Annotated in this window: 21 protein-coding genes; 6 read left to right on the top strand and 15 right to left on the bottom strand. The window is 53.8% G+C overall.

From position 1 onward, the window contains the following. Positions 1-69 precede the first annotated feature (69 nt). The 6 genes from D7M11_RS13450 to D7M11_RS13425 all read right to left on the bottom strand — a co-directional run bounded on the left by D7M11_RS13450 (position 70) and on the right by D7M11_RS13425 (position 6,637). Positions 70-720: an amino acid ABC transporter permease gene (locus tag D7M11_RS13450; protein ID WP_120747737.1), complete on the bottom strand. Its 651-nt coding sequence runs from the start codon at positions 718-720 to the stop codon at positions 70-72. A gap of 13 nt (positions 721-733) precedes the next feature. Beyond that, the gene (locus D7M11_RS13445; protein ID WP_120747736.1) at positions 734-1,387 is read right to left on the bottom strand and encodes an amino acid ABC transporter permease; all 654 of its coding nucleotides are present in this window, start codon (positions 1,385-1,387) and stop codon (positions 734-736) included. Positions 1,388-1,459: 72 nt separating this feature from the next. Continuing rightward, positions 1,460-2,296, bottom strand: a complete 837-nt coding sequence (locus D7M11_RS13440; protein WP_120747735.1) for a glutamate ABC transporter substrate-binding protein — start codon at positions 2,294-2,296, stop codon at positions 1,460-1,462. A gap of 49 nt (positions 2,297-2,345) precedes the next feature. Then, complete coding sequence (locus tag D7M11_RS13435; protein ID WP_120747734.1) at positions 2,346-3,074, bottom strand: amino acid ABC transporter ATP-binding protein; 729 nt, start codon at positions 3,072-3,074, stop codon at positions 2,346-2,348. A 187-nt stretch (positions 3,075-3,261) separates the two neighbouring features. After that, positions 3,262-5,220, bottom strand: a complete 1,959-nt coding sequence (locus tag D7M11_RS13430) for an FAD-dependent oxidoreductase (RefSeq protein WP_120747733.1) — start codon at positions 5,218-5,220, stop codon at positions 3,262-3,264. A gap of 127 nt (positions 5,221-5,347) precedes the next feature. Continuing rightward, positions 5,348-6,637 carry an ABC transporter substrate-binding protein gene (locus D7M11_RS13425; RefSeq protein ID WP_120747732.1) on the bottom strand — a complete coding sequence of 430 codons (1,290 nt, stop codon included), beginning with the start codon at positions 6,635-6,637 and terminating at the stop codon, positions 5,348-5,350. A gap of 218 nt (positions 6,638-6,855) precedes the next feature. On the opposite strand from D7M11_RS13425, the gene D7M11_RS13420 reads away from it, so the two are divergent. The 4 genes from D7M11_RS13420 (at position 6,856) to D7M11_RS13405 (ending at position 10,663) form a co-directional block, all read left to right on the top strand. Then, the gene (locus D7M11_RS13420; RefSeq protein WP_120747731.1) at positions 6,856-7,899 is read left to right on the top strand and encodes a LacI family DNA-binding transcriptional regulator; all 1,044 of its coding nucleotides are present in this window, start codon (positions 6,856-6,858) and stop codon (positions 7,897-7,899) included. A gap of 78 nt (positions 7,900-7,977) precedes the next feature. Then, positions 7,978-8,607: a transmembrane-type terpene cyclase gene (locus D7M11_RS13415; protein WP_120747730.1), complete on the top strand. Its 630-nt coding sequence runs from the start codon at positions 7,978-7,980 to the stop codon at positions 8,605-8,607. Positions 8,608-8,694: 87 nt separating this feature from the next. After that, positions 8,695-9,594, top strand: coding sequence for an AraC family transcriptional regulator (locus D7M11_RS13410; protein ID WP_147433427.1), 900 nt, complete (start codon positions 8,695-8,697; stop codon positions 9,592-9,594). Positions 9,595-9,601: 7 nt separating this feature from the next. Further along, positions 9,602-10,663, top strand: coding sequence for a phytanoyl-CoA dioxygenase family protein (locus D7M11_RS13405; RefSeq protein WP_240041096.1), 1,062 nt, complete (start codon positions 9,602-9,604; stop codon positions 10,661-10,663). A gap of 60 nt (positions 10,664-10,723) precedes the next feature. On the opposite strand, the gene D7M11_RS13400 is transcribed toward D7M11_RS13405, so the two are convergent. The 4 genes from D7M11_RS13400 to D7M11_RS13385 all read right to left on the bottom strand — a co-directional run bounded on the left by D7M11_RS13400 (position 10,724) and on the right by D7M11_RS13385 (position 15,335). Continuing rightward, a complete protein-coding gene (locus tag D7M11_RS13400; protein ID WP_158606584.1) occupies positions 10,724-11,893 on the bottom strand; it encodes a Ger(x)C family spore germination protein in 1,170 nt (389 codons plus the stop codon). 8 nt (positions 11,894-11,901) lie between these two features. Beyond that, a complete protein-coding gene (locus tag D7M11_RS13395) occupies positions 11,902-13,389 on the bottom strand; it encodes a spore germination protein (protein WP_240041095.1) in 1,488 nt (495 codons plus the stop codon). 3 nt (positions 13,390-13,392) lie between these two features. Next, positions 13,393-14,496: an endospore germination permease gene (locus D7M11_RS13390; protein WP_205127052.1), complete on the bottom strand. Its 1,104-nt coding sequence runs from the start codon at positions 14,494-14,496 to the stop codon at positions 13,393-13,395. Positions 14,497-14,594: 98 nt separating this feature from the next. Further along, positions 14,595-15,335 (bottom strand): HAD-IIB family hydrolase, encoded by a 741-nt coding sequence (locus tag D7M11_RS13385; protein WP_120747726.1) that lies wholly within the window; start codon positions 15,333-15,335, stop codon positions 14,595-14,597. An 88-nt stretch (positions 15,336-15,423) separates the two neighbouring features. Between D7M11_RS13385 and D7M11_RS13380 the strand changes: the two genes are divergently transcribed. Further along, positions 15,424-16,113 (top strand): Crp/Fnr family transcriptional regulator, encoded by a 690-nt coding sequence (locus D7M11_RS13380; protein WP_120747725.1) that lies wholly within the window; start codon positions 15,424-15,426, stop codon positions 16,111-16,113. Between the two features lie 193 nt (positions 16,114-16,306). On the opposite strand, the gene D7M11_RS13375 is transcribed toward D7M11_RS13380, so the two are convergent. The 3 genes from D7M11_RS13375 to D7M11_RS13365 form a co-directional block, all read right to left on the bottom strand. Beyond that, on the bottom strand, positions 16,307-16,504 hold the full coding sequence (locus D7M11_RS13375; RefSeq protein ID WP_120747724.1) for a hypothetical protein: 198 nt from the start codon (positions 16,502-16,504) through the stop codon (positions 16,307-16,309). A 339-nt stretch (positions 16,505-16,843) separates the two neighbouring features. Then, complete coding sequence (locus D7M11_RS13370) at positions 16,844-17,767, bottom strand: acetamidase/formamidase family protein (RefSeq protein ID WP_120747723.1); 924 nt, start codon at positions 17,765-17,767, stop codon at positions 16,844-16,846. Between the two features lie 120 nt (positions 17,768-17,887). Further along, on the bottom strand, positions 17,888-18,847 hold the full coding sequence (locus D7M11_RS13365; protein WP_120747722.1) for a tyrosine-type recombinase/integrase: 960 nt from the start codon (positions 18,845-18,847) through the stop codon (positions 17,888-17,890). Between the two features lie 580 nt (positions 18,848-19,427). Here D7M11_RS13365 and lysS point away from each other — a divergent pair. Beyond that, entirely contained in the window at positions 19,428-20,987 is a 1,560-nt protein-coding gene (gene lysS, locus D7M11_RS13360; protein ID WP_120747815.1) for a lysine--tRNA ligase, read from the top strand. Positions 20,988-21,130: 143 nt separating this feature from the next. On the opposite strand, the gene D7M11_RS13355 is transcribed toward lysS, so the two are convergent. Beyond that, a complete protein-coding gene (locus D7M11_RS13355; RefSeq protein ID WP_158606582.1) occupies positions 21,131-22,873 on the bottom strand; it encodes an ABC transporter ATP-binding protein in 1,743 nt (580 codons plus the stop codon). Then, positions 22,812-24,863 (bottom strand): ABC transporter ATP-binding protein, encoded by a 2,052-nt coding sequence (locus tag D7M11_RS13350; RefSeq protein ID WP_120747720.1) that lies wholly within the window; start codon positions 24,861-24,863, stop codon positions 22,812-22,814. Before D7M11_RS13350 ends, D7M11_RS13355 begins: the two co-directional genes overlap by 62 nt. Between the last annotated feature and the right edge of the window lie 13 nt (positions 24,864-24,876).

The raw sequence follows: 24,876 nt of genomic DNA, 5'->3' as shown, positions 1-24,876 counted from the left end.
ATCGTGCCCAAAACAGCCCCACCCTAAAGTGGAGCTGCTGTTTGTTCGCCGAAGAAGCGGCAAGCGGTCCTACGCTTGCCTGCTTTCCAGTCTTCTGGACAGAACCGACAAGGTGTAATTGACGACAAAGTACATGAGCGCAGCCATCACATAAGTGGGAATCACATAATTGACGTTGCGCCCGTTAATAATTTGCACATGGTTCATCAGTTCGGGCAGCGCAATCACGACGGCGAGCGACGTGTCCTTCAGCAGCGAAATGAATTGGGAGACGATCGGCGGTACCATGCGCCGCATCCCTTGCGGCAAAATGACGTAACGCATCGTTTGCACGGCGTTTAGTCCCGACGAGCGAGCCGCCTCGATCTGCCCTTTGTGAACGGAATCGAGCCCGCCGCGGACGATCTCCGCCAGCATGGCCGATTCGAATATAACGAGGGCGACGATCGCGGCGGTCATCTTGCTCATCTTGATGCCGATTTCCGGCAGCGCGAAATACGTAAAGAAAATGATGAGCAATAGCGGCAAATTGCGAACCGTTTCCACAAGAAATGCCATAATCCCCGACAAAAGCGGAACTTTCCAATAACGGATGATCCCGATAATCGTGCCGACCGCGAAACTGAGCACGATCGAGACGAAAGCGACCTCAAGCGTCACCCATAATCCTTGTACCAAAAACTTTAAATGCGAAGGAGCGTAGGCGCCGGCAAAATCCATCTCGTTCTCCTCCTCACCGGGCTCCTGCCAACCGGCGTTCCATATAACGGATGCCGAAGCTGAGCGGAATCGTTAACACCAAATAAAACATGGCGACAAAAATGTATACGTCAAACGTGACGAACGTAGAAGAAGAAACAAGGTCGCCGTAATACATCAGATCGAGACCGGCTATGACGCCGAGCACGGACGAGTTTTTGATCAGGTTCAGAAACTGGTTGCCGAGCGGCGGAATGACAAGCTTGACCGCTTGCGGCAGGATGATGTAACGCATCGTTTGCACATAAGTGAAGCCCGAGGAACGTCCCGCCTCCATCTGGCCTTTCGGCACCGACAAAATGCCGGCCCGGATCGCTTCGGCGATGAACGAGGACGTATAGATCATAAGACCGATCGTTCCCGCGGCAAACGGCTCAAGCCGCAACCCCAACACGGGAAGTCCGGTAAACATGAAAAAAACGATAATAAGAATCGGAATATTGCGGAAAAATTCTACATAGGCAGCCCCGACGATATTCAGCGTCTTAACGGGAGCGATGCGAAAGACGGCGAAAATCGTACCTATAATGAAGCTGCCGATCAAAGCGAGCACGCTTGCCTTGATTGTATTCAGAAATCCGGCCATATACTGGCCGAAATGGTCGGTCAAAATCGTAAAATCGAGCATGGCGGCCTCATCTCCCCGAGCTGGCGGATGGCGGCGGGCAAGGTCTGTTGCCTCGCCGCACCCGGCATGCTTTTATTTTTTCGGCTTCTCGCCGATCCATTTTTCATACAACTTGTCGTACTCGCCGTTGTCCTTCATTTCTTTAAGTACCGAATTGACCAGCTTGACGAGCTCCTCTTCGTTTTTGCGCATGCCGATCCCGTATGGCTCCTCGGTAAACGTCTCGGAAACGACCCGGTAGTTCGGGTCCTGCTTCGCCATGCCGTACAGGAGGGCGTTATCCGTCGTAAGCGCGTCGCCTTGACCGGCTTTAAGCGCGGTGAACGCTTCGGCATAGTTTTCGAACTCCATAATTTGCGCGCCCGGCGCCTTCTCGCGAATATTCGTCGCAGAGGTCGAGCCTTTGGCCGTAACGACCTTGGAGCCTTTAGCCAAATCCGCCAGGCCGTTGATTTTGCTGTCCTTCTTCACCAGCAGAGACTGGCCAGCCATAAAGTAAACGTCGGAAAAGTCGATTTCCTTCTTGCGATCTTCGGTAATCGTCATCGTTGCGACGATCATATCGATTTCGCCGTTTTTGAGCATCGGGATACGCGTCTTGGACGTAACTTCCTTCAGTTCGATTTTGTTTTCGTCGCCGAATATTTTTTTGGCGATCGCCTTCGCCAGATCGATATCGAAGCCTTCGACTTTGCCCGAAGCCGGGTCCTTCAGCCCGAACAAGTTCAGATCGTATTTGACGCCGACCTTCAGCTTGCCGTTTGCTTTAATTTGCTCGACCGGACCGGCTGCCGGCTGTGAGCCCTTCTTCGTATCTCCTCCAGCTTGGTCTCCGCCGCCGCAAGCGGCAAGAGATACGGCCATAACCGCCGTCAGCGCAAGTCCCGTTACTTGTTTCCACATGTTCATTAGTAGTCTCCCCTTTTACCCATATTATTGAAGAGCGAAACAGAGTGAATCAATGATTCAGCACGCGGCTGAGAAACAGACGTGCCCTCTCTTCCTTTGGCTCGGCGAAAAACGACGCGGGAACGGCTTCCTCGACGATCCGGCCCTGATCCATAAATACGACGCGATCGGCTACCTCGCGGGCGAAACCCATCTCGTGGGTGACGACGACCATCGTCATCCCTTCGCCGGCAAGCGTTTTCATAACATCGAGCACTTCGCCGATCGTTTCCGGATCGAGCGCCGACGTCGGCTCGTCGAACAGCATAATTTTCGGCTTCATCGCAAGCCCTCTGGCAATCGCAACACGCTGCTGCTGGCCGCCGGACAGCTGCGACGGATAGGCGTCCGCCTTGCCGGATATGCCCACCTTTTCGAGATACGTCATCGCGGTTTCGCGCGCCTCCGCCTCGGACACCCCCGCCGTTTTCGTCGGCGCGAGCGTAATGTTTTTCAGTACCGTCATGTGCGGGTATAGATTGAAATGCTGAAACACCATCCCGATGTTTCGGCGCAGCTTGTTAATATCCGTTTTGCTGTCATTGACGCGAACGCCGTCCACGATCAGCTCCCCGTCGGTAACCGCTTCCAATCGGTTGATGCAGCGGACGAGCGTGCTTTTTCCGGAGCCGGAAGGCCCGATGACGACGACGACCTCGCCTGATTTGACGGATAAATTAATATCTTTCAAAACGTGAAACGACCCGTAATGTTTGTTCACCTGATGAAACCGTATCATGCGCTCCCCCCTCCAAAAACCAGAATGATAAGGCTTACACGGAGTATAAACGGCGGCGCACCGAATCCGACCGAAAACGACAAAATGTTTATTTGACTTGAGAAAAGTCCGTAAAAAAGTAAAACGGCCATGCCTGTATCGGCATGACCGTATATCAATCGGTGCAAGATGGACGCGACAAAAAATTTTATTCGCCCGTCTCCCGCTTCGTCTGTTTCCAACGCGAAAGTTTAAGCAGCTCGTACAGCACCGTCAAAAACCGGCCGCGGGACACGGCGTCGCCGCTCACTTCCCCCAAGCTTACTGCACCCGCATCGCCGACTCCGAGTGCACGACAAGCAGCAGCAAGCCACCTGGAGGCAAGAAGCCCCGTAAGCTCCGGCCGCTCGGCCCAGTACTCCCGGTACGGCTGTTCATCCTCCAGCTTTCTCGGCCCGATGTCCACGCCGGCCGGCACGATGCGATCCGTAGCGGGAAGCGCAGGCAATCGGGCGCCGCCCGGCAGCGCACGAGCCATGCCGATCCACAAGGAAGCGTCAGCGACGGTACAAGGCTCCCCGAGCTTCGCCTCATACCCGGAGAAAAACGATTTCGTCCCGAAGTATTGCAGTGCCCCAAACGCTTCATGTTCGGCTTTGACGTCGCGGAAAAAGGTGATTAGCTGGCGCGCTTCGATCAGCTCATCTTGAAGCGAATCGATGCAGAGCCTCTCTACCGGCGCGTTTGCGTCCGCGCTCATCGACGCGGCCACCCCTGCTGCGAAGCCGAGCTGCATCCAGAACGGCTCCATCCGAATCGTCCCGAAGCCCATATGGGTAGCAGATACCGCTACCGGGACGAGCAGATTGCCTACGGTTTCCGGCACCATTAGGCCGAACGGAATTTGGTACACCTCCGTCAGCGCGCCGAAGCCGAGAAACCCTTCCAGCGAGCGGTTTTGTCCGATAGGTTCCCGCTTGCACGTGGCGTGCGAATCGATCGCATAATCGCCTGTAGCGATACTGTCGTAGTGAATAGGAGAACGCTGCAAGCCGGGGGCAAGACGTGCGTCGTTTTCAGTAAACACATATCGTCCAGCGATTCTGCGCGCTTCCCGCACATAGATTTGCGGAGGAAAGTGACCGCTCTCCACAAACTCGTCCGCCGCATAACCCCATTGCCGGGCTTCCGCTCGAATCTTCTCGGGAATTTGCCGGTCCTCCTGCAAAAACCAGAGCAGTCCTTGGATGTAACTTTTGTGACGCTGAGCAATCCGCTCCCTCACTTGACGACTGCCTTCCGGATAAGCGCCGTTCTCGCCGGGCAAGTCCGTCGAGCACATGCAGTTGTGGTGATTGTTCGTATCGGTCTTGCCGTTCGGTATTCGCGAAAGCTTGACGATCTCGCCAAAGGAGTTCAGCCGTCCGGCCGTTATATCTTCGATCAGACTCACATAGTCGTTCCGGTCGTACTGCTCCGGCTCAGTGAATGGGACCCGGTTGGCCGGATTGTCGGTCATACAGAGCCGGAAGTTGTACGCCTGAAGCAGTTCGTCACCTTCGCCCGTGCTTCCTGGAAGCACCTCTTTGGTTCGGTATTCGCAGTACAGCTTACCGGCGAATTCCTCGTTCCACTCGTCGCGCGATTCCCGCCCGAGCCGGTACGGAACGCCTGCCGCGGCAGCGAGGTCTCCTTCGTACGTAGCGTCGATAAACTGACCGGCCTCGTAAACCGTTTTTTCACCGGTAGCGGTATGCTCCGTTACGATGCCCCTAATCCAGCTGCCGTCCATCGTCACCGACACAAGCTCCTCACTCAAGAGGACTTCGATACCGGGTTCCCCGGCAAGCAGCACCCGCATCACTTTTCGCGCTACGGAAGGCTCGAAGCGAAGCCCTCTGTTGCACTCCTTCACCTGGATGGACCCTTTGCCGTATTCCGTAACGTAAAACTCGTATACGCGAGTGAGAAATTCGCCGAATACCGAGCCGGACGTATCGACGGAACGAATATCCGTTTCCCCGAGCCCGCTCGTCATCAGTCCCCCCACGTATGCCGAAGGCTCCACCAAGGCTACGCGTTTTCCCCTTCTGGCCGCTGCTATAGCCGCGCCGATCCCTCCCGGCGTTCCGCCGTATACGAGTACATCCGTCAGTTTTTTGTTCATTGTTGTACACTCCCATGCAGTATGATTGATTGTCTCTGTATGCGGCCTACGGCTCCACTCCGCGAACTCCGCTTTTCATTCAGGTTAACCGCTTACTTGACCGGGCGCCGAACCGCTGCTTCCGGTCCTACTTGGCCTGCAGCTTCGCCTTCTCCGTCTGTATCGCCTTGTTGATCTCATCGTCAAAGTCGCGCAAAATCGTGTTCGAATCGTTCGTGCTCGTAAACAGCTTGGAGAAATTGACGGATACGTTCGTCAATTGATCGGCCCTCGGAGGCAATGCCGGGGCGTCGGGATAGTAGTAAAGCGCTTGAACATTTTTGCCCTTCCACTGCGGCAAGTCCTGGCCGAACGATTTGCGCACGCCCGGATCGGCCAGTGGCGTGCCGATCGCTTGCCTCGTCAGCTTCGTCTGCATCTCGGACGATACGAGGAAGGCCATAACCTTGAACGCTTCTTCCTTATGCGCCGATGTCGATGCCAGAAACAAGGAAAGCGATGCAGGCTTGAAGCCCGTCTTCGGTTTTTGCGGCAGCTCCGGAACCGAAGCGAGGTCCCACTCGATATCGCTCCCCGCCTGGCTGATCGATCCGGAATCGAGGATCATCGCCACGGTGCCTTTGACCGAATCTGTAACCGGCACAAACGCATTGTTCGGAATTTCGCCGAACCGGCGCAAATTGTCCAGCAACAGCTTCCAGCCGTCCGTATTCATCGCCGCCTTGTCTTCCTTCAGATCGAGCGGGCCGAGCGATAACTGGTTGTTCAGCATGATGTTGTTCGGCAGCGCGGTGAAACCGTAATACTTCGCCCCGGCATCCGTCCGGGTCAGCTTTTTGGCGAGGTCGTATACTTGGTCCCAAGTCAGACCGTCCTTCGGATAAGCGGCGCCGAAACGGTCGAACAAGCCTTTGTTGTAAAACAGCGCATACCGGTTCATCGTGAACGGCAAGCCGTACAGCTTGCCTTCGCTATTGGTCGACATCGCATGAGCCAGCACATTCGGCTCGAAAACGTCTGTTTTAAAGCCGTTTAGCTTGATTTGCTCCTGCAGATCGACATGCAGCCCGTTCGTCTTGATCGAGCTGACTGTGAACGCAGTCGATTCGTAAATAATGTCCACCGGCGTTTTGCCGGTCACCCAGTCTGCGTACTCCATGCCCTTTTCTCTTTTGAGCAACTGAAGCGTAATATGGGGGAATTTCTGCTTGACCGCCTCCGCGATCCCCAGCTTTTCAAAATCCACCGCTCCCGGCTGCGCGTTGTACAGTGTCAAGGTGACCGGCTTGGCCGGCTCGGCTCCTTTCGGCGCGGACTCTCCTTGCGAGCTTGTCTTTCCCTCTCCTCCCCCGCAACCGCTTACAAGAGCGGCTGATGTCAGGAAGCAGACGGCGGCTTTTCCCCATTTGAACGTCATGCCAAGACCCTCCTCATCTTCATATAGGTGGAATGTCTGGATGCACTGTCATCTGGTACTCATTATAAGCGTCTGCCACAACGCTTCCAGTTCCATTTTAGCTTCATCAAAAATGCCGTATTGACGGGCACGGAGAGGAAACCGCTTCACCTTCGCGGCAATCGGTGATACGATGATGGCATCCGTGCTACATCAATACCTAGGACCGAGGTGCCCTAATGCCCATCATCAAGCCGGTTACGCTTCGCACCATCGCTAACGAACTGGGGCTGACGGTCCATACCGTCTCCAAAGCGTTAAAAGGCAGACCGGGCATGTCCGAGATGACGCGCCAGCTCATCGTACAAACGGCGGAGAGGCTCGGCTATTTTACCAAGGAGCAGATTCGCAGCCTGAAGGTAGACCATATTATCCCGTATCCGCTCGAGCGCAAACGATTCCTGCTCGTGCAAACGACGCAATCGACCAGCTATAACGAGCAGCTGCTGGCAGGACTTCACGAACGCTTCGCCTCGTTCGGCCATCAGATCGAGGTTGTTCTGCTTCCTTATGCAGTCAAGGAAAGCGGTATGGAAGAATGGCTCGATCGGAAGGGCATCGCGTATGCGGACGGCTTGTTTATCGCTCCGAGCATAATGCCGCGGGAGTGGGAGCCGAAGCTGCTCGCCCTGCCGCTTCCGAAAATACTGCTCAGCTTTCCTCCGCTCGGGACGAAGGTCGACAGCGTCATCTGGGACATCTATGAAGCGACGTTCCAGGCGGTATCGTATTTGCGCTCGATCGGGCATACCAACATTATGTATATAGGCGATACGATCGGGCAGCGGGGATACATTTTGCGCTGGCAGTCGTTTCTCCATGCGATGAACGAATTTGGCTCCCCCGTTCATACGGACGCCCATTCGATCGGCTTGCGCAGAAGCCGCGACGAGTTGCTGGATAACATAGCGGACAAACTCGGGCGGTATAAGCCGACCGCCATTTTGTGCGGAATCGACGGAGAAGTCGCGGACGTGTACCGGCTCATCAGCGAACGTCTAGGGATGAGCATCCCCGGCGATATTTCTATTATCGGTCTGCTGAACCGGCAGCCGGAGTCGATGCCTCCATTCACGATGCCGCTCCTGGCCATCCGCGAAACGGGATACCGGGCCGCGGACCGGATGTTGTGGCGAATCGCCAACCCGTCTCTCCCTTACGAGCATATTCGCATCCAAGGCGAGCTGAAAATCGGTCAGACGACCGCGAGTATCGGAAGCTAAGCTTAACTTTGACTATCATAAGCCGCACTCGTCGCTCATAACGTCTACTATTCGGACGAACCGGGGTGTGACGAGACGATGACGGAATCGGGATTCCCGTTTTTCATGATGGTGTGGCTTGCCGGCGTTTTCATCTTCTGGACCGCTGCTTATGTGCTGATCATTTGGCGCGGGTTTCGCGACCGTATATGCGGCATGCCTGCAGCCGCGCTCTGCGCCAACATCGCGTGGGAGTTCATTTATTTGTTCGTATTTCCCCAAGAAATGCTGCGAACGTTGGCAACCGCGATATGGCTCATTCTCGATGTGATCATTTTCGCTCAATTTGTTGTATTTTCAAAAGGTTTATGGTCATCAGTCCGGTTCAAAGTCACGGCGCTTGCACTCTTCCTCGCAATCGCCTTTACTCTGCAAGTAAGCGCATCGATCGACCTGCATGATCCCGAAGGGACCTATACCGGCTTCGCCATCAACCTGATGATGTCGATCCTGTTTATAGCGATGCTGCTGACCCGGGGACATGCCGGCCAGTCCGTTCTGATCGGTTATGCGAAAATGCTCGGCACCTTTTGCGCATCCGTCGTCTCCTATACCCAGTATCCGGACTCGATGTTTCTCACGGTTTCGTATGTGCTCATCGTTATTTTGGATGCCCTTTACATTTATCTGCTCTATGCATGGCCCGGCAAACAAGCTGCCGTCACGTGATTCCAAGTAGCCGCCGTATGACGGATGTGCGGAGAGAACTGACACCTGGCGGACAAAGTGGAAAAACGTATTCCGGAAGGAGTCGTCATGAAAGAAAGCAGGATTCGTTTTCATCATGCAGGCGACGTCACCGTCAAAGCGGGCCGTATTCTCGGCCCCCGTACACTGCGCGACTACGAGCTCGTCTACTTTCCCGTAGGCAGCCGTTCCGTGTATACCGCGAACGGAACGGCTCACGCGCTGGATCGACCGTGTCTGCTTGTGACTCGCCCTGGCGAGCAGCACGAGTATCGGTTCGATCCGAACAGCCCGTGCCGCCATTTATTCGTCCATTTCGACATCGGCAGCGAGACGGAGCTTCTGCGCTATCGTCTGTTTACTTCCTCGGGCGGCTGCGTTTTCCCGCTTCCGGATCGTTCTCTGGTTCCGCAGCTGATGAAGCAGATGCTTTATCTGTTCCACAGGCATCCGCCGAGATGGAAGGTGCTGGCCGAGAAGCTGCTGCTGTACATGCTGGAGGAGCTGGAGAGCGCCCTGGAGCCGGATGGCGCCGGTTATGACGAGCAGACGATGCCGCCGCAAATTTCCACCGCCCTACACTATATCGACACCCATGCGTCGGAATCGATCGGGGTGGAGCAGCTCGCCCGCCTGGCGGGCTGGACCCATGAGCACTTCACGCGTTCGTTCCAGCACTATGTCGGCCACTCTCCGAAGCGCTGGATCATCAAGCGTAAAATCGATCTTGCCTCCCAATTGCTGCTTCAGAGCTCCGACAGCGTCAAGCAGATAGCGCGCGGGATCGGCTTCGCCGACGAATATTATTTCCACCGGCTGTTCCGCAGGACGATGGGCATGACCGCCACGGAATACCGGCACAAATACGGCGACACGCGCATGCGCGAACTGGCTCCCCCGGATGACTGGGGACGCTTCTACCCGCTCAACCACTTCTTCGTGTTGGAGCACCCGGCGAACGATACCTAGATCAAATTTGTCCATCATCGTTTCGTCTCCGTACATTGCCGGTCCGCTTCCGATCGGTGACAATATAGATGTCACGAACGAAGGGAGAGATTTTGCGATGAACGAAACGACCGCCTCACAGCGCAGCCGGTTCACGGTATCAGTCGAGCAGTATGCGGAGTACCACCGGAACGGTTATTTGATCCTCAGAGGGTTGCTGGAGCAACAAGACATCGCCAGGCTGCAAAGCTGGACCGACGATATATATTACGGCCGGGTGACCGAGCTGGACCATCTGTCGCGGGATCACGCCTGGATGAAAGAGACGGCTAAGCCGGAACGCCTCTCCTCTGCCCGTATGCATATGCCACATCAACACAACGAAACGGCCGAATGGGGGCTGCTGCATCCGCGGCTGCTCGACGTGCTGGAGGCGCTCATCGGTCCCGACGTTCTCGCCTTGCAATCGATGCTGTTCTTCAATCCGCCGGGCAAAGGCGGTCAGGGCTGGCATCAGGATTCATTCTACATCCAGACTCAGCCGGACAGCCTGATCGGCGCGTGGGTCGCCCTCGACCGGGCGGACGAGCAGAACGGCTGCCTCTGGGTTGCGCCGGGCTCGCATAACGAACCGATCTACCCTCCGGCCGAGGCGCGTAAAGGTTATGTGCACGCGGACGGGAGGCTAATCCGAGGCCTTGAACCGGCAAAAGCGCCGAGCGTGATGGATGACGCAATCAACAATTTATCGGCAGTTGCGGCCAAATACGGTGCGTCTCTTCCTGTCGTCCTGGAGCCCGGCGATGTCCTGTTCTTCCATTCGCATCTGCTCCACCGTTCGTACCGCAACGAGACCGCCGACCGGTTCCGCCGCGCTTATGTGCTTCATTATTGCAACGCCCGCTCCCGCGTTCCGTGGAACGGCTCGAACGAAAACCATATTTTGGCCCGCGGCCGTACGCATTTGCCGTATGCCACCCCTGCTCTCGGCACGCCGCTGGAGCTTCCTGCGGAGCCAGAGTCCGGCAGCGAAGCAGAGTCCATGATGGTAGCCATGCCCGGCGGGGATATTGGCATGATGGAGATGTAAACAAACGTGTGAGAAACAAAGCGACCTTAGGGTAAGGTCGCTTTTAATACTCCTACACCTTCAATGCCGAGCCGCCCCCCGCACCCGCTCGTTTTTCTCCGTGCTCGTATGCTCTATATTGATGTCGACCGTAACATCCTGCAGCGCCTCATCGGTAAGCAGGACGTTCTCACCCCCGGTCAGCTCCTTCCACTTTTTGTGCTGATAACGGAACAGATCGTATTCCATGTTGAGCACATCCGTCTTTTTCTCGATACCGAGCTTGTACAAATCGCGAATTTCTTTTTCGATCGCACTTTCCGTCATCGAAGTCAGCAGGCTCAAACTCACCAAATCGTTTTTGATCCGGCTCACGGTATACCCCGTCCCCTTCACCCGTAAATCGAACCGCGGTCCGTCTCCATTCCCGGAATATTGCAGACGCCGCTTCGGATTTTCGATGGCAATTTGCACGGAAGGATGTTTCGGGTCCGGCACGGATATGCCCGCGCGGATCGTGCCTGGACGAACCCAGCGAAGACCGGACAGCTTCTCAAGCGGAATATAGCTTTTGAACGATTCGTTTTTGAGAAAAACCGCCCCGTCGATCCTCAGCTTCGGCTCTTGCTTCTTTTTTTCCGTCCACATCTTCTTGTTGATCGCAAGCGACGGAATACACGATGTAAACCCCGGTTCGTTGGTTTGTCTGATCAAAGTATGAAGCCTGATCGGGGTGACGTAAGACGACTGGGAATGGATGCTCTTCGGCTCGTGAAGAATCGAATTAAGCGGCGAGCGTTCGAAAAAACCGGTTGCCGAAAAAATGTCCTTGACGGATTCCCTTGTGGCGAATATCCATGGTGTCAGCCGAAATTCGTAATACCTGCTAAAACTGTCGTAAATGCCGATAATGCCTTCTTTTATCGCATTTTCGCTAATGACAATGGCCGTGACGTGTCCCCAAATTATGCGCTCTTGGGCCGACTCGTAGGTCTGAAACAAGGCATCCTCCAAGTTGCTTCCTATGCCTTCTCCAATCCATATTTTACCTGGTCCTTTTTGGCCGTCCGACGTTTTGGCTACGCTTTGGAAATCAATAGACTGGATATAGCAGTGATAGTTGCCGTCTTTGAAGTCGACCCCGATCGCATTGGCATAGTTCAATTTCTCAATATTTTTCATATCGGTGCTGCAGCCTGCACCAAGCATCAACAAGGCCAAGGCAAGTATAACGTTAATCCGTTTGCGCATCGCTTCTCTCACTTTTTCGGTTTTTTGATCATCGAGGTCGAGAAATGGAATCTTCGGAACGGGTTGGACAAAAAGGCGGCCGGCCATTTTTTCCAGCGCAAGGAGGACACCGGCTCCAGATAAGCGATACCGAAGCTCTCCAGCCTGGACAAATAAATCAGGATCGCAAGCATCCCCAGCAAAAAACCATAAATGCCGAGGAACGCGGATACGAGCATGATGAACACCCTCAATATGCTGACCGTACCCGAGAGCGACTGATTGACGAGGGAAAATGTGGCGACCGCCGCAATCGCCACGACGACAAGCAGTGTCGGCGAAGCCAGACCGGCGCGGATAAGCGATTCTCCGATGATGAGGCCGCCGACGATTCCGACCGTCTGTCCGACGGCTTTCGGCAGCCGTATGCCGGCTTCCCGCAGCAACTCGAACAGAAACAGCAAAAGCAGCCCTTCCAGAATCATCGGAAACGGCACGCCTTCCCTTGAAAGGACAACCGTGGACAGAAGCGCGAGCGGAATTTGATCCAGATTGACGGTGGCAATCGCAAGCCAGAAGCCCGGCAAATAAATGCTGAGGATGAGACCGATCAGCCGCAGCGCTCTTTGGAACATGACATAGTAATATGGAGAATGGACGTCCTCCGGCGTTTTCAGAAGCTCGAGAAAGTTGGCCGGCCCGATCAGAGCCATAGGAGAGCCGTCGACAAGGATGACGAACCTGCCGCGCAGCAGCGTCTCGATCACATAATCCGGACGGCCGATGTAATCGATCAGAGGGAACAGCGAAAACGTCCGGTTGGACAACCATTGTTCGAGCTGGCCGCTGCTCAGTACGCTTTCCGTTTGAAGGGTATCCAGCCTTTTGCGGGCTTCGGCGAGCATATCCGGATTCGCCTGGTGCTTCAAGTAGACGAGTGCGATGCGGGTTTTGCTCAAGCTGCCGGCAACGAACTGCTCGCTGAACAGCAGACCCGTCTGCATCCGTTTCCGAATAAGGCCGAGATTCGTAATCAGTTCTTCGGTAAACGCGTCTTTCGGCCCTTTGATCGAAATTTCCGTACTGGATTCTTGCAGAGCCCTCTGCGGAATATGAGCAATATCGAACATCCAGAAATACGTGCGGCCCGTTTCGTATACGATCAGCTGGCCTCCGAACAAGCCGGACACCATGTCTTGAATCGAATGTTTCCGGACGAATACAGGCAGCATGGAATCTGAGTCGGCGGAAGCCTCTTCGGGTTCCGACGCCCGCCGGCTTGCAAACAAGCATATGGGGACGAAAAACTTGTTCAGCTCGGTTTTATCCACCATTCCTTCGCAATAAAACGCGGTTAACTTCCCCGACAATTCCGGTAACGGCGGCGGCGGAAACAAAATATCGCAATAGCTGGCCAAAACTTGCCGGAGCTGCTCCGGCCGCATCGTACCGCCGCGCAAATGCGACTCCAGCTCGGCGAACAGCTTCGTTTCTTCCATTGCCTGCGCTTCTCCCATTCTTTACGCTCCTTTCTTCCGCTTGATACAAGTAATTGCAAAGAGACCCGTTATAAGCACGATGCCGAACAGGAACGAAGACAGATAAAAATAGTTGTGAATCGCGCCCTGCATCGTAATATCGCTGACTTGCAGCAGCGAGGGTATCGAAGCAATCGCGGCACCGACTACCATGATCGTCTGTCGGAATTTCCCTGATCGCCCCGTAAGCAGTTGCGGCAGCAAATGAACAAGCAGCGCGGTTCGCGTTACACTGCCCGACATCAATTGAAACGCGGCCAGAAAGTCGACATGGGAAATATAGTCGCCGAGCATCAGCAGCCTCCACTGCTCAAAGGCGGGAATCCGCATATTGCCCGCTTCCGCAGGACCGAATGCGCTGAGTGACCCGAACGTCGGCCCGGCAATAAGTCCGACGAGCAGCGTGAGCAGCACGAATAATGTCTTGTAATCGACCGGCCTTCGCATATTATGCTGGATCAGGAGCAGCAAGAGCAGCTCCACGCTGCCGCCGACTACGATCACGCTTCCATTCAAGTTCGGGCGGAGCCCCTCGGCCCATATCGGAAACATGATACCGTAATCTTTGCTGCCCATTGTAAAAATCGATATTCCAATCCCAAGCAGCCATACAATCGGAAGCAGCACAGCGGACATGTACACAATCGTCTTAAGTCCCGCGCTGGCCGCCCAGTACGAAATGAGCACGAAGCTGACCACGACGACGGTGTTTGGCGTTTTGGGCAGTAAATAGATGTCGATGTTTCTCGTTGTATCGAAGACGATCATAACTGCCAATACGAGAATGTAGAGCAGCAACAGAACGCGAAACATCCATCCACCCCACAGACCGATCCGCGCGTGCAGCCAATCGCTGAACAAAGAAGTTCCCATCGACTTAAGCACACGGATCAGAATGAAGCTCCAGCCTATCAACACCGCATATCCGAGCAAAATGCTGATCCAGGCGTCCCGGCCAGCTGCTTGGATCAGATGAGGAATAATAAACACATGATTCGAGATGCCCAGCGACAGCAGCAGCATAAATACAATTTGCGGTCTTGAAAAGGCGGACTCCATCTTCGATCCCCCCAAATACTGGATCACAATTCGCATTGGTATCGTGCCCAAAAGGAGCATTTTCATGCATGTTAAAAAGCGGCACCTCTCCCCATTGGGATGCCGCTTCGATGTTTTCATTTCGATTATCCGACCAGCTCAGCTATTTTCTGGATGACGCTCGCCTCATCGCCGTGTACCTGTTCGGCTGCCATCTGCGCCAACTCGTTATAGTTACCCACGCATACGGAATGCCGTGCATGACGGAACATCGCGATGTCGTTTGCGTCGTTGCCGAATGCGATATAAGAGTTCGGTGTAACGCCGAGCTTTTGCAGCCCCGCCCATTTATCCACACCTTCCGGGCTGATATCGATGATCCCCTCGCTGCCGTGTTTATGAATGACGACAGGCAATTTCTCCAGTTCCCCCGCGAGGCGATCCGAATCGTCCAGCACCGCTACTTTTACAAGTTCCGCCGCCAGCTTCCCGATAGGCACACATGTCGCCCGCCCCTTTGGGTCTACTTTTCGGCGAAGCGGATGATCGGGATGTCCGGTATAGGCGTAGTCCCATTCGCCGTCGGCCATATAGGGAACACCGTATTTATGCAGAAGAGCCATGATCGCTTCGGCGACGCCCGGATCGAAATGGATCGTGGAAATGATGCGACCGCCGGCAGCGACAAACGCACCGTTACCGCCGACCAGCGCATGATGTTGAAACACAGCCGGCAGTACCGGCAATAAATCGCGAATCGGCCTCGCCGAGGCGAAAATTAGCTCATGACCGTTAGCTTCGGCGGCTTCCAGCACCCGCACTACCTGTTTACTCAAAGGCTTTCCTGCAAAACATATCGTCCCGTCCAAATCGAATACCGCTCGCATCTACTCGTCAGCTCCCCTACGCATCTCTTACTTATGATAGCAATTTCCTGTAAGATAAAAAGGACAGATGTCCTAAAAGGAGAATCCGATGAAAATAATTCACGACCAGGCGGAACTGATCCGTTATACGACGCATGCCGACATCGAGCGATTGTGCAACTTGCCCGCATCCGTCCCGTTTCAGCTTCGGATATACGAGCGCAACGAAGTCGTGCTTCGCGAGGGCGACGCCTTGGACGGGCTGTACATCCAGGTAGACGGCAGGACCAAAGTATCGTCCAGCATCGGGACGGGAAAAAGCTTGCTGCTGCGCTTCTGCCACCCGTTCGCTTTATTCGGCGACATCGAGCTGATCCGCGGCGTGGCCGTACAATCGCAGGTGGAGGCCGTTACGGAGTCGCGGTTTTTGTACATGGACATCCGTTATGTCAAAGCACATCTGATGCAGGACTGCCAGTTTCTAAACGAGCTTCTGCGTCATCTCGCCTACAAGCTGCAAACTTGCACAACCGCCTCTCGCACGAACGCGCTTGCCTCGGTCGAGGAACGATTTGCGGGATATATGCTCACGATCCGCTCCGAGCGCGAGTTCGGCAAAGAACTTCAAACGCCGCACAGCCATGAGATCGCCTCGCTGCTTGGCACTACCTCCCGACACTTGAATCGCGTCATCCGGAATCTTTGCGAGACCGGCATTGTCAACAAGGAGCGAAAACGAATGAAAGTGCTGGACTGGAACCGCCTGGACCAGCTATCGAATGGTTTGCGTTACGAATGAGGCTGTGATTTGTTTACATATTATTTGTTATGTAAACAAATCACAGCCTCCCTTTCTTTTATTTAATGACATTAATGAACTCAATTCAGAATCGAATAAATAGCAGTAAGGAGATATGCCGTTATGCAAAAAAACTCGCCGGATCTTAGTCCGACGAGCCCTTCCCCGCTCCCAACACAAACAGCGACCGGTCTTAATAAGCGGCCGAGCTTGGAACGAGAGCAAACCTGCACGTATCGCGGGGATACGGTATATTGCGTATTTTGATGGCCTCTTCGGTTATTTCCTCGATGACGCCGCTGCCGATCAATACGCCCTCTTCAAATACGAGCACTAGCCGCTTGTCGATCGCCGCTGTAAATAAATGAACATTCGTCGTTAAAGGCCTCATAAGTTATGCGCGTTCCACCCATCCATCCAATCATGTATGTACAATCCCCGTGGCTTGATGCCGTCCTTCTACTCTATCATATTATGGCGGCCCAGGTCTCATTCTTTTTTTGAAAGAGGCCGATTACAAGACGGCGAATATACCAATTATAGAACGGATGTTCCTAAACTTCAATTCCATATTGCAAGTTGCATACTCATCAATTTTATTTAATCACGTTAATCTTATGAGCATACTCGTCGAACAAGCAACTATTTGACACTCCCCCCTCGAACCAAAAAAGACAGAAATACCGCAAGGTATCTCCGTCTCTTTCTTTGTCATTGTATGGCAGTCGGTTTACGTCCGGGCAGCGTCCGGCAGCCAGCGTTTATGGATTTTGCACACGAGCGAATACGCCGGATTGTAGATGTTGGCGACATCGTATTCCACCGTTTGTCCGAGCAGCTGACTCGCATCCTGGGCGGAAAGGCCGTATTCTCCGGTCAGCCTGATCAGCATCTCCGTCGTGGCGTACTGAAGCGCATAATCGAGCGGCTTGGCATTGCCTACAGTAAAAATGTGATCGGCCGTCTCACCGCGAGGCCAGCCGCTCTTCCGTCCTTTCAGAACGTAAACGGTGAACGTAACGTTCATGGATATTTCCAGGCCCGTCCCGGCGATTTCGCCGTCTCCCTGCACCGCATGACCGTCCCCCAGGTGAAGAAGCGCCCCTTCGGCAAATACCGGAAAATAGGCCGTCACGCCGGCGACGAAGCCGCGGTAATCCATATTGCCGCCGTGCTCGCCTGATGTGGATGTGGAAATCGCTTGGCCTCTTGCGGGCGCCACGCCAAAACAGCCGAGGAACGGGCGTAGCGGCAGCCGCCTTCCTGCCCAGTAGCTCCCTTCCGCCTGATCCAGCTCCGCATAACCTTCCGCGGCGTTCACATTCCAGCGGCATATGTTCGCTGCCGGCAGCTTGGCCAAGTATTCCGGATCGACAACATTCGGAGCCAGTACGTCGGAAGCCCACGCCCAGCTTCGGTTAGGCACAATGCTATCGAATCGCACGGCCAGCGTGTCCCCGGGCTCGGCGCCATTTACGTAAATCGGTCCGGTCATCGGATTGCCTCTTGCGGCAGCCTGCTCTCCTTGCTCGTCCCAGCCTCGTGCATCAACTGTCGTCGTTTCCACCGTATCGCCGCTATTCACATGAAGCGCCGGTGCATGCGAGCCGATCGTATTCCAATACACTTCCGGTTTGAAACGATGAACTGCCATAAGTCGACACGTCCTTTTCGCCGTATAGGTAACTTCTCAAGCAAGTCCAATCACACTTGTTTCCAGTAACATTTTACCATACACAGGACCATTCGAAGAAATATTATTTCTAAATCAGCTTCAGGAGGAAGCCGTCACGGCTCCCCTGCCACTTTTCAGCGAAACCGGAAGCGCCGGGCGCACATGATCCATCGCCCGTTTCTTCGTCTCGTCCATAACATGCGTGTAGATTTGCGTTGTGGATATATCCTCGTGGCCGAGCAGCTCCTGTACCGCCCTCAAATCCGCGCCGCTGCGAAGCAATTCCGTGGCAAAGGAGTGCCGCAGTTTATGTGCGGACAGTTTTTTCCCTCTCAGCTCAGGGTTTTCATTAATTAATGCCGTTAATGTTTTATCCGCAATCGTTTGCACCATCCGTTTGCTGATGCGGCGTCCGAACTGTGATACGAAAAAAGCGTGCTCATCCTTCTTGTTCCGCGGCTGCCTTCGCTCGGCCAGCGCGTGTCGCAGCAGCTCGCTCATTTCCGGCGGAAGCGGGATGTAGCGCCATTTCTCGCCTTTACCGAGCACGCCGATCTGTGAACCGCCGCTGCCAATGTCCATCGTATTCAGCCTCACAATCTCGCTGACGCGAAGCCCGGCATAGGCCATCAAAGCAATAATCGTAATATCGCGAACCCAATATTTCCCCTGCACCAGCTGCATACACGCATCAAGAAACGGCTTCTCCAGATACGTGGGCTGGCGCTTTTTGTCCACCTTCGCTTTTTCAATCTGACTTGCCGGATTTTTGTTAACGACATTAAATTTCATCAATACATTATAAAAGAGACGGATCGCCGACTGGCATCTGTTCCGGTAACGGGCGCCGGCTCCCGATTCCCTGACCGATGTGAGAAACTTCATAATATCGATGTCCGTTGCCTCGGCGACACTCTTCCCCTGCAAGCTATGCAAAAAGTGTTTGATATCATGATGGTAGGCGCTCTGCGTATCTTTGGAGTATTCGCGGTCCTTCATATAAATGGAGAATATGCTCAGCTCGCGCTCATAATGCTCCGTTATGTAAATGGGCTCCATTTCGAACGTCTCTGTCTCCTTCCGCTGCCTCAAAATGGACAAATATAGCTTCTTTTTCTCTCATCTCATCTATCATAGCACGAGGAATCGTCCGTTAAAATCGAAATTGCATTAAATATAGATTTAATGCAATTTTTTTGGTCGAAAAATGAGGTTTTGAGCGATCAATTCAGGATTAATTCAAGCTTCCCCTTTACAGAGCAGCGGTTAATTGCTAAACTATTACAAATATTCGAAAAGCGATGACGAGGGCAGTACATAAACGAAACTTTCACAGAGAGCTCCGGCCGCTGAAAAGGAGTAAAGGTTCTTTTATGGAAAAAAGCCTCTGAGCAGCACATTGGATCCGTTCGTTAGGGTGATGGTGGGACAGGAGCTCCTGTTACAGAGCTAGGGTATACGCAATCCGCAGGAATGCCGTACTCGAAGAGGCTGGCCGGGTGACCGGTCCGCAAACCTGGGTGGTACCACGAGGAATGTTCGATCTCGTCCCTGAGACTATGTCTTGGGGGTGGGATTTTTTTGTTTGTTTGAAACGATATCGGATACCAAAATCGATCTAAAAACGAGGTGTTTGCACTTGCACTGGTCGGAAAAAATAGCGAACCAACTAATCGAAGCCCATCCGGAGCGAGATACATTCGTTTGCGCTTCAGGGATTAGCCCCTCCGGGTCGGTACACATAGGCAATTTCAGAGAAATTGTGACGACCTATTTTGTAACCAAAGCTCTTCAGAAACATGGGAAAAAGGTGCGCTTCCTTTTTTCATGGGACGATTTCGACCGATTCCGGAAGGTGCCTGCCGGCGTAGACCGCTCTTTTGAACGTTATATTGGCATGCCTTATTCCGAGGTGCCTTGTCCCTTCGGCTGCCACCGCTCCTACGCGGAACATTATGAGAAAGAGTTCGAGCATGCGCTGCACGCTTTTGAAATCAGGCCCGAATATATTTACCAGACAGCGGAGTACCGGTCGAGGAGATACAACAAGTCCATCCTGCACGCGATTAAGCAGCGAAAAGAGATCTACAATATATTGATGTCGTATAAAACAGGCGAGACGAGCGAGGAAGCGCGAAATTCCTTTTTCCCCGTTCATGTGTATTGTGAAAGCTGCCGGAAAGACTCAACTACCGTTCTGGCTTTCGATGACAGGAACGATACGTTATTGTATGGCTGCGCTTGCGGTCATCAGAATACGGTAGCAATTGCCGATGCCGTGAATATCAAGCTGCAATGGAAAATAGACTGGCCGATGCGCTGGCAGATGGAGGATGTATTATTCGAGCCGGGAGGCCGCGACCACTCTTCGGAGACTGGCAGCTACAACGTGTCCAAAACGATAGCGGAGCAAATTTTCGGGAGCAAGCCTCCCTCCTACGCCCCCTATGAGTTTATCGGGATCAAGGGCACTCACGCCAAAATGTCCAGTTCTTCCGGCAACAATTACACGCCTGATGATCTGTTACAGGTATATGCGCCTGAACAAATTTTATTTTTGTTCGCCAAGTACCAGCCGAGCGCCGCCTTCAACATCGGTATGGATGAAGATGTGCTAAGAAATTATACCGAATATGAACGGTATCGGGAAGCTTATGGAGCAAACACCATTCCGGGTGAAATTCGGGAAGCTTTCGAGCTTTCAATAGTGAACGACGACAGAAACGAAAAAGTCCCGAAGTTCAGCCTGGTTTCTAGTATCTTACCTCTGGTCCATTTCGATATCCGGCTGCTGCGAGATGTGCTGCTCCGCAGTGGCGAGAATTACTCTCAGGAAGCAATAGAGCAAGTGGCCAACCGATCCGAGTATTGGATCAAACAGTGGTTTCCGCAAAAATTAGTGGCTGTGAATTCGGAGAGGAACATCGCTTTTTACGAAACCTTGAGCACCGAGGAACGGGTATGGGTTGAAGCTTTCCGTAATTTGCTGAGAACGGACAACGAAGGCGATGATGAAGCGTTAATGAGCGAAATCTATGCGATTTGCCACGATGAAGACAGCAAAGTGAAGAAGCGTAATCAAAAGCGGCTGTTTTCGATCATCTATAGGCTGGTTCTGGGTAAGGATGAAGGTCCCCGCATCCCTCTACTGATTCAGGTCGTCGGATCAGCCAAGATGATGGCTCTTCTGGATTTTTGATTATAACTATGCCCGCAACTGTTCACTTTTTGATTGCACGGTTCTTCACAAAAAAGTTAACATAACATTTATTATGTAACCTTCTATTCCTCACCAAAACAACAAAACACCCGGGCATTCCCGGGTGTTCCCCTTTTCCATTCTCAAGCCCCTCGAATCCGCTTCTTCGGGGCTCCTTCGTCACTCATCACCGAGACGAGACGCCGATAAATATCGCCGCCGTTCATCAGCTCCTGATGCGTGCCCTGCTCGACCAAGCGACCTTCGTGCATGACCAGAATGAGGTCCGCGTTGCGAACGGTAGACAGCCGGTGCGCAATGACGATTGTCGTCTTCCCTGCTCTCTCCCGGTCCAGCGCCTCTTGCAGCTTCATCTCCGTCTCCATGTCGAGCGCCGACGTCGCTTCGTCCAGAATGAGCAGCTCCGGTTCACCCGCAATCGCCCTCGCAATGGCGATCCGCTGCCGCTGTCCTCCCGACAGCGTGTACCCTCTCTCGCCGACAACCGTATCGTAGCCGTTCTCCATCGATTCGATAAACTCGTGAACCTGCGCGATCCGGCAAGCTTCGATTATACGCTCTTCGGAAAAAGGGCGGCCGAAGAGCAGATTGCTTCGGATCGTATCGGGCAGCAGAAAAGGCTCTTGAAACACAACGCAAAGCTTGCCCAGCCAATCCGCATTGCGAATATCCGACAGCGGCGTGCCGTTGATGCGAATACAGCCGGATGTAGGCTCGAAAAAACGAAGCAGCAGCTGGGTAACAGTCGATTTGCCCCCGCCGCTGGAGCCGACAATGGCGATTTTTTTGCCTTGCGGAATCGAAAGCTCGAGTTCGTTTAATACCAGGCGTTCGGTACCGGGATAAGCGAACGTCACTTTATCGAATACAATCGACTGAACCTCCGCCTTGAGCGGTTTCGATCCTTCGGGAGCGGCCTCCTGGTTGAATATCTCTCTCACTCTATCGGCATAGGCAAGCTGTCCGGACATGTTCATCACGAAGTTAAACACCGTCTGGTAATTGTTAAACAGCTGGTTCGAATATTGGTACACGATGACGAATACGCCGATCGATATACTGCCGCTTATGACCGAGTAACCTCCGAACAGCAGGACGGCCATCCGGCCGATCCACTGCACCGAATTGCTCAGCAGCAGCTGGGAGTTGGCCAGTTTGCCGTTTTCCATCACTTTATCGAAGAAGACGGCGAAGGCGCCGCGGAAGCTTTTTTCCTCCCAGGCCATCCGGTTGAAGGCGATCACCTCGCGCGTCGACGAAATGCCCTCCTCAATCTTCGTAAGCATATCGCCCCGCTTCTCCTGCATTTCTCTTGTCTGCCGCCGCATGATCGGCCCGTAGTACCGGCCCAGAGCGATGTACAAGGCGCTGAAGACCGATACGATCGCCAGAACGATCGGGCTGTTCCAGCCGATAATGCCGATGAGCAGCAGCGTACCCGCTACTTGCTGGATGCCCCGCGGCAGGTCTTCTGTCACAAAGGTCGAAACCTGCTGGATGTCGCTCGTAAAATATTGCACCCATTTGGCGGTTCGTCCGCCTTGAATCGATGCAACGGGCAAGCGCTGGATGAGCGCCATCAGCCGGCTGCCCATGTAACGCTGAAGGGTGAGCCCATTCATTCTGGTTAAATAACGCCCCCACCAGCTTAACAAATAAAACACCAAATAAGTGATTGTAAAATAGCCGAGTACCCACAGCAGCTGCTCGTAATGCTTGCCTACGAGCACGTCGTCGATCAGAAACTTTTGCGAGCCCTGCGCCGCGATCTGCGCCCACTGGCCCACGACCAGCACCATCATGCTAAATGCGAGAGCCCATCGCATTTGGCTTACGTAACCCCACAGCCAGCGGACCGTTTTCATTTGCAGCCTCCTCCCTGTGACGTTTGTCCTCCGGCACATTCGTTTCGAGCTGATACAGCCAGCCCCGGTCTTCCAAAAGCTCGCGGTAGCTGCCTACCTCCGCCACCGCTCCATCCTTGATGACGACGATCCGGTCATAGTCGCGAACCGTAGACAGCCGGTGGGCCACGGTAATGGTCGTGCGCCCTTTCATCAATCGGTCCAGCGCGGCGATCACTTCCCGTTCGCTTACATTGTCCAGCGCCGATGTCGCTTCGTCGAGCAGAACGATGCGCGGATTTTTAATAAACATTCTGGCGATCGATATGCGCTGCCGCTGGCCGCCCGACAGCTTGACGCCCCTCTCGCCTACGTTCGTGTCGTAACCGTTAGGCAGCGCCATTATAAAGTCGTGCGCATTGGCCGCTATCGCCGCTTCCCGCACTTCATCGTCGGTCGCCTCGGGATTGCCGAAGCGGATATTTTCGCTTATCGTCGCACCGAACAAATACGTCTCCTGGAACACGATGCCGATCGAATCCCGCAACTGTCGCAGCGATAACGAACGCAGTGGAACGCCGTCGAGCAATACATCCCCATGCTGCGGATCATAGAAACGATCGACCAGCTTCAGCAGCGTAGACTTGCCGTTGCCGCTTGTACCGACAAGCGCCACCCGTTCGCCTGCGGCAATATCCAGCGAGAAACCGTTTAGCACATCCCGGCTTCCATAACCGAAGGTGACGTCCCGGAACGTTACGCGTCCCTCTACGCGAGGCAGCAAGGTCGGATGCTCCGGCTCCGTCACAACCGGCTTCAGCCCCATGAACAGCTTCAGCTTTTCGCCTTGATGCAGAAGCAGACTTTGATCCATGAAGATGGAGATCAGCTGCGACGATTGCCGATTCAGCATCTGGTAATACATCGTAAAGGCGACGAACTCCCCGACCGACAACTGCCCGATCCGATTCAGATAAGCGCCATAGATGAACATCACCATCATCCCGGCAAAGGAAGACAGCTGTCGGGCCAGCATCCTGAATCCGCGGAACCAAAACTGTTTTTGCTGGCTTTCGTTGTAGCTGGCGTGTTTCTGCTCGTATCGCTGCAAATCCCACGACTCGCTGCGGTGGGCGCGCATTTCCGTTAGTCCTGTAACGCTTTCATAGATTTTGCGGTTCCAGTCCGTTCGCCGGTCCCGGGCTACTTTCCCCCAAAACGACGATTTTTTGGTCAAATACGGTCCCACCATGTAGTACAGTAAAAAGCAGGGCAGCGTCATTAACGTTAGCGCCGCATTCATATGCACGACAAAGCCGAACGCCACGAACAGCAGCAGCGCATTGTTGATCAGACTCGGAAAATGCCGCTGATAAATGCCCTGCACGGCCTGCACGTCACTATTGAGCAGCGACAGCGTTTCGCCGACGGGGTGGTTCTCGTAATAAGAAAAGCTCAGCAGCCGAAGTTGCTTGATGCAGTCGAACTGCAGATCGCGCGAAGCTTTCTCGCGAATAAGCCGCGACAGCAAATTGTTGGCGGCCATTGCGGCAAACATGCACAATAAAATCACGATGAGTACGCTGACGATGAGCTTGAACCGGGCCGTATTGCCGGCCATAACAACATCGTCGATAATATACTGCAGGACGCGGAAAATGCTCATCTGCGCCAGCGATATAGCCAAACCGCAGACGATAAATAGGACCATCTGCCATTTGTACGGCTTCAAATACGTGAGCAGCCACATGTAGATGCGAAAGTAGTACATGGTGCTTTTCGACGGATCTCTGACGTACTCGCGTTCCCAATCGTCATCGGGGTCCATACGTCTGCCCCGCCCCTGTCCCCGGCCGCGACGAAGCTCGGTGTCCTTCTCTTCGGTTCGTTCCGTTTTTTCCAGTTGGCTCATCCCTTCCCGGCCGCGATCTTGTTGATCGGATTCTCCATTATTCCACAGCATACCATACGGCATATTGCGGATGTAATAGATGATATTATTTGAAAACATGGATTAAATGACT

It is taken from the genome of Paenibacillus ginsengarvi (assembly GCF_003626695.1).
GTDB classification, from domain to species: domain Bacteria; phylum Bacillota; class Bacilli; order Paenibacillales; family NBRC-103111; genus Paenibacillus_AB; species Paenibacillus_AB ginsengarvi.
The sequence above is the reverse complement of the archived record's forward strand: the minus strand, read 5'-3'. Positions and strand labels throughout refer to the sequence as shown.